We start from the raw sequence: 12,529 nt of genomic DNA on the forward strand, positions 1-12,529 counted from the left end.
CATTACTTCAACTTATAATATGAATATAATAACATTACAATGATTATAAAGGAGATCAACTCATGCGAGCAAAGTTTGTCTACCAGCCACCTGCTAACGGTTATCCGGAATGGAATAACAACCCAGAGACTTTTGAATTGAATCGATTGGATGCACATGCCTCCATGATCCCTTACCGTAGCTTATCCCAAGCGCTAACTAACGATAAAGAAACCTCACCTTTCTACCAAACCCTCAATGGGCTTTGGAAATTCGCTTTTTCCGAAACACCGGATCAACGAATTGTGGATTTCTATAAAACCGATTTTGATTGCAGTACTTGGGATACAATTCCTGTACCGTCCCACTGGCAGTTCCAAGGTTACGACTACCCACAATATACAAATCTCCGGTATCCTTGGGCGGAATCCGAGCCAGAGCTTAAAGCCCCCTTTGCCCCAACAAAATATAATCCAGTAGGCTCTTATCTACGAACCTTTACTGTACCTGAGTCTTGGAACGGTCAACCGGTGTACCTAAGCTTTCAGGGTGTTGAATCCGCTTTCTACGTCTGGGTAAACGGTGAACTTGTCGGGTACTGTGAAGATACATTTACTCCATCAGAATTCGATATCACCCCATATTTAGTGGCAGGGGACAACAAACTAGCTGTCGAGGTTTATCGTTGGTGTGATGCCAGCTGGCTAGAGGATCAGGATTTCTGGCGCCTGAGCGGTATTTTTCGGGAAGTCTATCTTTATTCGGCTCCTTCCGTTCATATTGCTGATTATTTCGTCCACACAGATCTGGATGAAAACTTCGTACATGCGGATTTAAATGTAGATATCAAGGTGGAAAATTACTTTAACGAGCAAAGCCCATATACACTGCAAATGCAGCTATACAATAAAGAGGGCCAGCCTGTTTGGGAGACTCCTATCTCCGCTACGGGTTCCTTTGAGCAAGAAGGCGTTCAACAACTCAAGCTTGCTGCCCCGGTTGAGCAGCCTTTTAAATGGAGTGCTGAAACCCCTTATCTTTATACCTTAGTTCTGTCTATAAATGACGGCAACGGGCATACACAAGAAACGGTCAGCTGTAAGGTTGGATTCCGCAAGTTTGAGATTAAAGACGGACTTATGAAGATCAATGGCAAAAGAATCGTACTCAAAGGTGTCAATCGCCACGAATTCTCTTGCGACACAGGTCGTGCTTTAGCCAAAGAAGATATGCTGCGCGACATCCAATTAATGAAATCACATAATATTAATGCTGTTCGAACCTCCCATTACCCGAATCAGTCTGTCTGGTACGAGTTATGTGATGAATACGGATTATATGTGATTGACGAAACTAATCTGGAAACTCACGGCACCTGGGCATACAGCCAAGAAGGGTTGAATGACGGGAATGTCCCTGGAAGCAAACCGGAATGGCGGGCCAATGTCATTGACCGCTGCAACTCCATGATGCAAAGGGATAAAAACCACCCTTCAGTCATCATATGGTCTCTCGGCAATGAATCTTTCGGAGGCGACAATTTTATCGCTATGCACGACTACCTGAGAGAAATCGATCCTTCGCGGCCGGTTCATTATGAGGGAATCTTCCACTGTAGAGAATCGGAAGCAGCAAGTGACATAGAATCTACTATGTACATTAAACCGCAGGATGTTGAAAAATATGCGCTTAATAATCCGAAAAAGCCTTATATCCTCTGCGAATACAGTCATGCCATGGGCAATTCATGCGGTGGGCTGCACTTATACTGTGACTTGTTCGACAAATATGATATTGTTCAAGGTGCATTCATTTGGGATTGGGTAGATCAAGCCATTCGGACCCACACCTCCGAGGGAATTGAATATCTCGCTTATGGCGGGGACTTTGGTGAATCGCCTCATGATGGCAACTTTAGTGGCAACGGATTGCTTTTTGCTGATCGTACGGTTACTCCTAAGCTCTTTGAGGTCAAAAAATGTTATCAAAATATTAAAGTAACGGCTGAAAATATCCTAGAAGGACTCTTCCAGATTCGCAATTCCTTCTTATTTACCAACTTAAAGGAATACGATCTCAAATGGGAAGTTCGTTTAGACGGAGTAACTGCACAAGAAGGCTTGCTGAAGATCTCATGTGCACCAGGTGAGAACATTTCATGCAAAGTTCCTTACGAGCTGGATTCACTGCGTGGCAATCATGAAGCAGTTCTGAATCTTTCCTTTATTCAGCCTTCAGCAACTATATGGGCAGAAGCTAATCACGAAATCGCTTGGGAACAGTTCATTCTGTCACCCCGTTTTGTAACCAATACCTCAAAGACAATCGCAGAACCACTGCGTGTCAGCGAGCTTGAGAATGTTTTGAATGTACAAGGTGATAATTTCGAACTGAGCTTTAGTACCACTACGGGTGCTCTGAACTCTTATCGTTCCTCAGGCAAAGAACGTCTGCTTGAACCTGTAAGAGCTAACTTCTGGAGAGCAGTCACTGATAATGATTGTGGTAATAAATTGCCACAGCGGTGTGCAGTATGGAAGCAGGCATCGCATAAACAACACTTAATCAGCTTTACATTTAGAACCGAAGGCTCTCTCTGTTTCGTCTCTGCCAGCTACCTTCTGGCTACAAGTCCGGATTCCACGCTTCGGGTCCAGTACGTGATTCGTGCTGACGGGACTTTAGAGATCACGCAAGAATTGAGTCCGGGCAGCAGCGTTCTGCCAGAAATCCCTGAGTTCGGAATGATGTTCGTTCTAGATGGAAGTCTTGATACCCTGTCATGGTACGGCCGCGGACCTCATGAGAATTATTGGGATAGACAAACCGGAGCCCCACTTGGACGTTACACTGGTAAGGTCAGTGATCAATTCACACCTTATCTCAAACCTCAAGAGTGCGGCAATAAGACTGATGTCAGATTCGCTTCAATTACAGAGAGCAACGATGGATCAGGGTTCTATTTTGAAAGTGCAACGCCTATCGAAATTAATGCCCTGCCTTGGAAGCCTGAGGAACTGGAAGCCCATGACCACGTCTATAAATTGCCAGTCTCGAACAAAAGCGTACTAAGAGTTAACTACAAGCAAATGGGTGTTGGCGGGGACGACAGCTGGGGCGCACCAACTCACGAAGAGTTCACTCTGCCGGCTAATCGCCCGTACATCTTCCGTTTCACTGTCTCACTGCTCTAATCTCTTCCACTTATAAAAAAGGCCGTCTCTGGTTGGTTTCTACCACACAGGACGGCCTTCTTCTATTTATTTCACAGCTACTGTTCCTTGTCTGAATTCCGAAGGGCTTAAACCTACATTTTTTTTGAACTGTTTGGAGAAATAATAGAGATCGCTAAAACCAAGATCATGGGCAATCTCACCGACAGAACTTTGCGTCCCCCTCAATAGCTCCTTGGCCTTAGTTATCTTTTTTCTGGTGATATACTGAATGGGTGGAACTCCGATTTGCTGTTTAAATAGCCGGATAAAATAGTTGGGATGCATGTACGCAATCTCGGCAAGCTCGTGTATGGTGATATTTCGCTCGATATGAGCGTCTATGTACGTTAATACTTTCGTTAATTTTTCGATCGAGCTCAGATTCTTAAAGGTGATTTCGTCTACATCTATGTTCATAATAAAATAAGAAAATAACTCCATTAACTTACTTTTGGCTAATAAATGAGCATACACCGCATCAGATTTCATATGACTCGTTAGGCTGCTGAATATCTCTCGGATTACATGAGGATCTACTTCTCTGCATACATGACTTAGCTCTAACATTTTGAATAGATTAATGTCTCCGACTTTTGCGCTGAAATGGCACCAATACTTCTCAAAGGGTTGATCACTTATGCAAGAATAAGATTGCTTAACTCCCTCAGGCATCAAAAAAAGCTGACCAGGCTTCGGATAATATTCTCGATCGCCAATCTTTAACCAACCCTCCCCATCGCAAATAAAATAAAATTTACTATAGTCAGGTGTGTAGTCAAGATCTTTCCAGTCACGGCCACAAAGATTGTAATCAGCCATAAATAAATCAACCTTTAAATTGGATAAATAATTTGTAAGCAAAACATGGTTATCCATCCCTTACTCCGCCTTATCAGGTTAGTTTTGTACATCTAAAAGTTAATGTCCTACATTTTGATTTCCACCTCCAATCACTACAATGAAGAAGAAATAAACGTTTGAAAGGATGATTGCAAAATGGTGGATAAAAGCAAATATTTAAAAGTAATCGAAGATACGATCGCAACTGGAAGATTCAAAGCCGATTGGGATTCACTAAGTCAATTTCAAGTGCCTACGTGGTATGAGAACGCTAAGTTTGGTATTTTCATTCATTGGGGCCTTTATTCTATTCCGGCTTTCGCCAATGAGTGGTATCCCCGAAATATGTATATCCAGGGTTCGCGGGAATATGAACATCATCTTGCTACTTATGGTGAGCATAAAACCTTTGGTTATAAAGACTTCATCCCCTTGTTCAAGGCTGAGCATTTCAATGCTGAGGAATGGGCCAGTCTCTTCAAATTATCTGGTGCCAAATACGTGATGCCTGTTGCAGAGCACCATGACGGCTTTCAAATGTATAAGAGCGCTTACTCTCACTATAACACATATGAGATGGGTCCTAAGCGGGATTTAGTCGGGGAAATGAAAGACGCTTTTGAGCAGCAGGGATTAGAGTTTTGTGTATCTTCCCATAGAGCTGAGCACTGGTTCTTCCTGTCTCATGGCAAGGAATTTGATTCCGATATCCATGAACCGCTTGTATGTGGAGATTTCTATTGGCCATCTATGCCCGAACCCGATCATCACGATTTATTTGGCTCCCCACCTAATCAAGAATTTCTGGAGGATTGGTTGATTCGCTGCTGCGAGCTGGTAGACAATTATCAGCCGAAAATCTTTTACTTTGACTGGTGGATTCATACAGCTGCCTTCAAACCCTATCTCAAAAAGTTCGCCGCTTACTATTACAATAAGGGAGAGGAATGGGGAACTCCGGTTGCAATCAATTATAAGCATGATGCCTTCATGTTTGGCTCAGCAATCCCAGATATTGAGAGAGGTCATTTCTCCGAGCTTAAACCTTATTTCTGGCAAACGGATACAGCAGTTGCTAAAAATTCATGGTGTTATACACCGGAAAATGATTATAAATCTGCCGTAGAAATTATCAGAGATCTAATAGATATCGTAAGCAAAAACGGCAACTTGCTGCTGAATATAGGTCCTAAAGCGGACGGCAGCATTCCAGCTCAGGATCAGGAGATTCTGCTTGGCATCGGAGAATGGCTAAAGGTGAATGGTGAAGCAATCTATGATACGACCTACTGGCGCACCTTCGGGGAAGGCCCTACGGAGATTGTTGAAGGTCAGTTTACAGATGGGATCACGAAAATTTTCACTAATGAAGATATCCGCTTTACGGTAAAAGGCAGTTATCTTTACGCTACTGTTCTTGTCTATCCAAACAACGGTATAGTGCAAATCAAATCCCTTAAAGAAAACTCTGCTCACTTCCATGGGATGATTAAACAGATCAAAATCTTAGGTTTTGAGGAACAACCTGCATGGGAAAGAACCGATGAAGCCTTGGTTATAAAAACAACCTCGGTTCGCAGTGAGACTCCGGTTGTTCTGCGGATTGAATTGGATTAGGGACACTTACAGACCTTCGTAACCTATAAAAAGAGTGTTCTTGCCCATCCAGCAGAGAACACTCTTTTATAGTTTTATAACCATCGTTTTATATTAAAAGTAGGGTACCCTGACGTTTACTGTCTTCATTCTAGTCCTATGAGGATATCTCGCGCGTAATTTGTTGGACTCCAAAATAATGCGACCATGAAGCGGATGCTCCGTGGGGATTTTTAGTTGTGCAGCAATGACTTCACTTAGCCCGTGGTTTCGGATGTCCGCTTGAAGCTGTAAGGCTTCTGGATCTTTTTCATGATCAAAATAAAGTGCAGAAGCAATAGCTGAGACTAAATGTGAGGTCTCAAAACCAAGTTCATGAGCAAGCATTGCCGGTTTTACGAGTCGATCATTAGGTGAAAGCTTGCGAAGCGGCGAGCGGGCGACACGTGTAATTTTATCGTTAAAGTTGGGGTTAGTGAATCGTTCCATCATCTTTTCTATATACCGGTCATGTTCTATGGGCTTGAAGCCATATAAATGCACCAATAAGGCCCCTGTTTCCTTAAGCACCCCGTGAACACGAGCTCTGATTTCGGGATCAGACATCGCTTCTTGAATGCTAGTATAACCTTCCAGGTATCCAAAATAGGCTGCACTGCAATGACCTGTATTCACAGTATATAGCTTCCGTTCGAGGTATGGCGCCAGCGAATCCACATAATGGACGCCTTTAATTTCATTGTAATTACCAATCATTCCACTGCGGGGAATAACCCACTCACTGAAGGGTTCAACGAGGATTTCAAGTGAATCTGTATTTTTCTGCATAGGTACAATCCGGTCCACCATCGCATTGGGAAAAGCGACATTGCGGTCAGCAAGTTCCTTGAAGGATTGCTTCATATGCCGATAAACTGATTTTTTCAACTTCTGACTGCTTCCAATCCCATTCTCACAGGCAATGATATGAAGAGGGTTGAGATTTCTGCTATTTTCAAGCCTTCGTTCGATGCCCTGCGCAATGGTCTCAGCAATATCTTTTAAAGCGGATATTCCGACGGCAGTTGTCACAATTTCAGCTTCTGCTATAGCTCTAGTAACGTCCTCAGTATCATTCAGATTGATTGCAGTAACATTATCAACGATAAAGCTGTCCCTGTTCTTGTTAGCTAGGGTGACAGGATATTGCCCACGTTTTTGCAATTGGGCAATTTTACTCTTATTTCTTCCGACGAAACAAACATTGTAACCGGAGTCCGACAACATAGGCCCAATAAAACCTCTGCCAATATTGCCTGCTCCAAAATGTACGGCTCTCAATTTGGTATCCCCCTTTAATTTGAACTTAGTTTCTCGGTTTCTCTATACGAAGCAACGTTGAGTAACTACATGATCAAATTCAAGAAGACTTAGATTATCAATTTTATGGTGCTGCTTATCGAATTCAAGAAAATTAGTAATTTCGTTAGGCGTCACAATGCAACGGATGCCAGCTGCTGCTGCTGCCTTAGATCCATTCGGTGAATCCTCGATAGCAACCGCCTCATCAGCTGTGATTCCAAGACAAGCTAACGTTTGGTTATATAGCTCCGGATCTGGTTTCACTTTTGCCACATGGTCGGCAGTCCGAACACATTCGAAATACTCGCGAATACCCAATTGATTCAGATATTTTTCCACCCATTCCAGTGAAGAACTTGAGGCCAGCCCTACGCGCAGTCCAGCTGCTTTGGCGGAATCAAGATAATGCTGAATGCCTGGTCGTATTGTTTCAAGCTCCATAAGTTTACTGTGTCTCTGTTTAACAGCCTTACTGAACTCTTCTTTGTCAATCGCTAGCTTAAGATCAGTCATTAAATATTCATAAGGATTAAAACTGTTCAAGCTCGTGCCGATGCAGGTGGAATATTGTTCAAGCGTCAGATCCACTCCATATTCTGCATAAGCCTCGTTAAATGCGGTGTACCAAGCAGTCTCCGTGTCGATAATCGTTCCGTCAAAATCAAAAATAATTCCTTTGATCACAATCAACCATCTCCCTCGTATTATGTTTGGTTAGAATATCTTACGCAAAACCTTCTGCATATTCTACAAAAAGCTATTTCGGCTTGCGTCTGACTATAAAAACCATAACAAAGCCCTTCTACTGACGTCAAGCACGGTAGATAACATGCCACGTAATGATAACGATTACAATCAATGTGGACAAACCTGGATTTTTGCATCACCTGAACATCTAAATACATAACAGTAATCAGATTCAAAAAAACACCACAATCCTATGTGCTTCAAGGGATTCCTTCTGCCAAGTTTGTTATCAAGACAAGCTCCCTCTCTTTCTCTCGATTGCTGTTATTTAGAGTATTTTTCCAAGCAGCTAAAAATAATTCAAAATAATTTTAAACACATCCTTTTTACTTGATTGTACAAATCAAATTACGGGGTTATTTTTTGTCCATTGAGTAAAAAGAGGCTTTAATTTATGATATATTTTAATCGAGAATGATTATCATTATTGGTGGTCGTTACATATAATAGGGAGGCAATAAGATATGAACAAGGTACGACAGTCCTTCGCTGTGGTATGTGTACTATTTTTGCTGAGTACATTGCTACTGGCGTGCGGAAACTCAAAGGAACAATCCTCTGCCAATAGTACGGTGAACGCAACCGGGAACTCTTCCGCTGCAACTGCGGTACCTTCAGCAGAACCCTCAGATAGCAGTACAGATGAAGCAGCAGCGACTACCCGCTCCTATACAGATTACATAGGGCATACTGTAGAGATTCCGGTGAATCCGCAGCGAATTATCTATTCTGGAGAAACTTATGGCGATTTGCTCGCACTTGGTGTGCAGGCGGTAGGTTATCCTCTTTCTATGGGTGAAGGCCAGGTTTTTGAAGATCAATTACAAGGTGTGGAGGATGTAGGCTTCCCTATCAATCTGGAAAAAACATTGGAGCTTCAGCCTGACCTCATCATCTATGCGGGCACAGATGAAGCTGATTTCGAACAGCTCTCCAAAATTGCACCCACTATAATATTTGATACCTTTGCCCCACTCCAGGAACGTATGCTGGACATTGGTGGAATTGTTGGGAAAACGACTGAAGCAGAAGCATGGCTTGCGCAGTATAAAACCGCTGAAGAGAACATGTGGAAGCAATTGAAATCCGCAGGCATGAAAGAGGGCGAAACGGCTGCGGTCTTCACTTATTATCCAGGAGACAGACTGTTTATAATGGCAGCAACCGGACTTTCCCAGGTACTCTATGGGGAGAATGGCTTCAAGGCAACTCCAGCTATTCAGAAGATCCTTGATGAAGGTAAAGGGTTCCAGGAAGTATCCATGGAAGTCCTGAAAGAATATGCCGGGGACCGGATATTCCTCTTGACTCCAGTGGCAGAAGAAGCAAAACAATCCACAGAGAATCTATTAAAGAGCCCTATCTGGAAGAGCCTTCCTGCCGTCAAGAACGGATATGTCTATACACAAGACATCATGAAGACTTCAAGTGATGCGACAACAAGAGAATGGCTGCTTGGCGAAATTCCACAGCTATTGAATATGAAATAACCTTCTGTGATGAAGAGTTTAACACAAGGCTGATAAAAAACTGCAAGAAGCATGTCAACAGCTGTTGATATGCTTCTTTTTTTTATATACAATGAATTCATTGATAATCATTCTCACCAAATGAACGGAGGCTGAACCCATGCTGCATACATCATCGTCCTGCCCCCCACTCCACTCTCTGCTATTTCAGCTAAACGAGGCCGAACTGATGATTCAAGCTGCCGATTCAAGCTCTATAACGCGTACAACCCAGGACTATACCCTTCTCATATTTACTGGAGGGAACGGACAATTGAACCTCGATGATCAAAGCGTGATACTAAGTACGGATAAATGTTATCTACTATCTCCTGGAATCTCCTATAGTACGGACAACCAGGAGCTGACGTTGTATTATTACCTCATCACCTTTACAGCAATTTATACAACCGAGCATCCTAAACGATATTCTGGAGAGCTGCTTTCCGGCAGACGGGAGTTAATTGTGCACCCGTTCACCAAGGTAATCCGACTAGTCGAAGACCTGCTCATGAACAGGAATAACACCGATGATGTACAACAATTCAAGCGACAATTAAAATTCCAAGAATTGCTGCTGCTACTTTTTGAGCATAATTACCCTTCCAAACACCTGCCAAGTCCTACGGAATCCGTAGAAAAGACCATAACATTCATTCAGGAGCATTATACAGAGAGTATCACCGTGAAGCAGTTAGCTGAACTGGCGGGAATATCAATCTGGCAATATACACCGATCTTTCAGCAGCTTACGGGTAAAAAGCCGCTTGAATACCTGACGGATCTGCGCATTAATCATTCCAAACGATTCCTGCAGGAATCGACTGAACCACTGCGGGAAATCGCCAGACTGGTCGGCTTCTCGGACGAATACTATTTCAGCCGCCGCTTTCGGCAAAAAACCGGAGTTACACCCGGACAATATGCACATCAGAAAGGTCGTAAGCTTACCGTCAAGGATTGGACGGGTCATGAGGTGGAGATTCCAGAGCGAGCGAAACGTATTGTCTATCATGGCGAAACACTTGGCGACCTTCTCGCGTTAGGCGTAAAGCCTATCGGTGGAGATGAAGCGTTCGCCCGGAACAGCGTCTATAAACATCGGCTTAAGAAGCTCGCCAACGTCGGGTTTCCACTGGACCCGCAGTTGACCGCTTCCCTAAACCCAGATTTGATCATTTTGGCAAATAGTGATGAAAGAGCCTACAGAGCAGTTTCTGGTATCGCTCCGACACTCACCTTTGATTCATTTGCGCCTCTCGACAACCGAATGCGGACATTAGGCAGTTGGCTAGGTAAACAGCGCGAAGCCGAAGCATGGCTGGAGTCATTCACAATCAAAAACGCTGCCATGTGGCAGCAGCTTTACACGACAACCCTCCAAGTTGGAGAAACCGCCTCTGCTTTGGTCTATGATCATGGAGATCATCTGTATGCTATGGGAATGTCCGGATTCTCCACTGCGCTTTATGCCCCTTGTGGTTTACAACCGACCGAAGAGATCCAGGCCATATTGGACGAAGAGTTAGGGTTCGCCGAAGTTGATCCAACACGACTGCCTGCCTACGCCGGAGATCATATCTTCATGCTCATTCCGGAACGCAAAGACTCGCGAGCTGCGATGGAACGATTACTAGACAGTTCACTTTGGAACAATCTCCCGGCAGTACGTCAGGGACATGTTTATCTGCTCGACGGAAGCAAATGGAACTCTAGTGATGCGTTAACCCGGGAGAAGCTGCTAACGCTGTTGCCTAAACTACTCGGCGGAAGTAGCGCTAGCAATTAAAGGTGAATCTAGGATTCTCTTTTGACTTTTCAAAACTTCATAGGGTATACTTTATCTACGCTTAATTTCCAACTTTTACAGTTGAAAAGCGGGGGAACCAGTTAATTGGGGCGAATCATTGAGCATTAGAATGTAGGGTACCATCTTACCCGAGTCCGTCAGCTAACCTCGTCAGCAGTGGATGGGTCTGCTTTTCATGTTATTTACATAACCAGAGACCCTTGCTAAGGGTCTCTTTTTGTGCTTTTTTTGGACCCTGCTGGCAGTAGATTGGCCTTTGACACTAAGGCTCCCTCATTTCTCACACTACGAGACAAAGGAGAGATGTACGTGCAAAAGGTAAAGTACTTCACGGATATTAACAAAATAGCTATGTTGTCTGAGCTGGAAAAAGAGAATCTGAAAGAAATTACGGACAAGTTTGTTTTTCGTGTAAATGACTACTATCTGTCTTTAATTAACTGGGATGATCCAAATGATCCCATCCGTAAGCTGGTTATTCCTAACGAAGGTGAACTGCTGGAGTATGGGCGCTGGGACGCCTCCGATGAGGACACGAATTATGTGGTACCTGGTTGTCAGCACAAGTATAGAACAACTGCACTACTGATTGTATCCGAGGTCTGCGGGGCTTATTGCCGCTACTGTTTCCGTAAGCGTCTGTTCCGAAATGACGTGAAAGAGGCGATGGCTGATGTCTCTCCGGGCTTGGAGTATATCGCAAATAATCCGGAGATTAACAACGTACTTCTTACGGGCGGGGACAGTTTAATTCTCTCCACACCGAAGCTAAGATCCATTATTGAAAATCTAAGAAGCATTGAGCATGTTAAGATCATTAGACTGGGTTCCAAAATTCCCGTATTTAATCCGATGCGGATCTCTGAAGACGAAGAGCTGCTGGAGCTGATTCGTACTTACTCTACCGAAGACAAACGAATCTATGTTATGGCGCACATCAATCATCCTCGTGAAATCACACCTGAAGCCAAAAAAGCATTTAAAGCTCTCCACAACGCAGGGGCAATTGTCGTAAATCAGACCCCCATCCTCAAAGGCATCAACGATGATCCCGTTATTTTAGGGGAACTACTGGACCGGCTTTCATGGGCTGGCGTTACACCCTACTACTTCTTTGTGAACCGGCCCGTAGCCGGAAACCGGGATTTCGTATTACCGCTCGAGCAAGTCTATCAAATTGTAGAAGAAGCCAAAGCCAGAACCTCAGGACTTGGCAAAAGAGTACGCTTATCCATGAGCCACACCTCAGGAAAGATAGAAATTCTCGCCATTGATAACGGGAAAGCCTATCTCAAATACCATCAATCCAGAGATCAGGAATACGGAAAATTTATGATTCTAGATTGTCCAAAGGATGCCGAATGGTTCGATGACCTGCCTGGGAATGAGCAATATTGGACCCCACCTGTGAAAAAAAACGATACTATTATTTCTGTTAATGATTTATCAGGCGAGCCTGCGGATTTAATCTGTAAATAGATTTAATCGACTCT

General features: G+C 43.6%; 8 protein-coding genes and 1 riboswitch. Of the genes, 5 read left to right on the forward strand and 3 right to left on the reverse strand.

What is annotated here, in order from left to right:
- Positions 1-62: 62 nt before the first annotated feature.
- Positions 63-3,173, forward strand: coding sequence for a glycoside hydrolase family 2 TIM barrel-domain containing protein (locus MHI15_RS26035; protein ID WP_341165057.1), 3,111 nt, complete (start codon positions 63-65; stop codon positions 3,171-3,173).
- A gap of 66 nt (positions 3,174-3,239) precedes the next feature.
- Here MHI15_RS26035 and MHI15_RS26040 read toward each other — a convergent pair whose 3' ends face one another.
- A complete protein-coding gene (locus MHI15_RS26040) occupies positions 3,240-4,070 on the reverse strand; it encodes an AraC family transcriptional regulator (RefSeq protein WP_341165058.1) in 831 nt (276 codons plus the stop codon).
- 120 nt (positions 4,071-4,190) lie between these two features.
- Here MHI15_RS26040 and MHI15_RS26045 point away from each other — a divergent pair, with 120 nt between their 5' ends.
- Positions 4,191-5,651, forward strand: coding sequence for an alpha-L-fucosidase (locus MHI15_RS26045; RefSeq protein ID WP_341165059.1), 1,461 nt, complete (start codon positions 4,191-4,193; stop codon positions 5,649-5,651).
- Between the two features lie 93 nt (positions 5,652-5,744).
- Here the strand turns inward: MHI15_RS26045 and MHI15_RS26050 are convergent, their stop codons facing one another.
- Positions 5,745-6,950: a mannitol-1-phosphate 5-dehydrogenase gene (locus MHI15_RS26050; protein WP_076130590.1), complete on the reverse strand. Its 1,206-nt coding sequence runs from the start codon at positions 6,948-6,950 to the stop codon at positions 5,745-5,747.
- 42 nt (positions 6,951-6,992) lie between these two features.
- Entirely contained in the window at positions 6,993-7,655 is a 663-nt protein-coding gene (locus tag MHI15_RS26055; RefSeq protein WP_076130591.1) for an HAD family hydrolase, read from the reverse strand.
- A 527-nt stretch (positions 7,656-8,182) separates the two neighbouring features.
- Here MHI15_RS26055 and MHI15_RS26060 point away from each other — a divergent pair.
- The 3 genes from MHI15_RS26060 (at position 8,183) to MHI15_RS26070 (ending at position 12,515) form a co-directional block, all read left to right on the forward strand.
- Entirely contained in the window at positions 8,183-9,208 is a 1,026-nt protein-coding gene (locus MHI15_RS26060; RefSeq protein ID WP_076280446.1) for an ABC transporter substrate-binding protein, read from the forward strand.
- 139 nt (positions 9,209-9,347) lie between these two features.
- Positions 9,348-11,015, forward strand: a complete 1,668-nt coding sequence (locus MHI15_RS26065; RefSeq protein ID WP_341165060.1) for an AraC family transcriptional regulator — start codon at positions 9,348-9,350, stop codon at positions 11,013-11,015.
- Positions 11,016-11,063: 48 nt separating this feature from the next.
- A riboswitch (cyclic di-AMP (ydaO/yuaA leader) is annotated at positions 11,064-11,207 on the forward strand.
- Between the two features lie 132 nt (positions 11,208-11,339).
- Entirely contained in the window at positions 11,340-12,515 is a 1,176-nt protein-coding gene (locus MHI15_RS26070) for a KamA family radical SAM protein (RefSeq protein WP_376747901.1), read from the forward strand.
- Positions 12,516-12,529: the final 14 nt, after the last annotated feature.

Source organism: Paenibacillus sp. FSL H7-0918, assembly GCF_038007025.1.
GTDB lineage: Bacteria > Bacillota > Bacilli > Paenibacillales > Paenibacillaceae > Paenibacillus_AQ > Paenibacillus_AQ odorifer.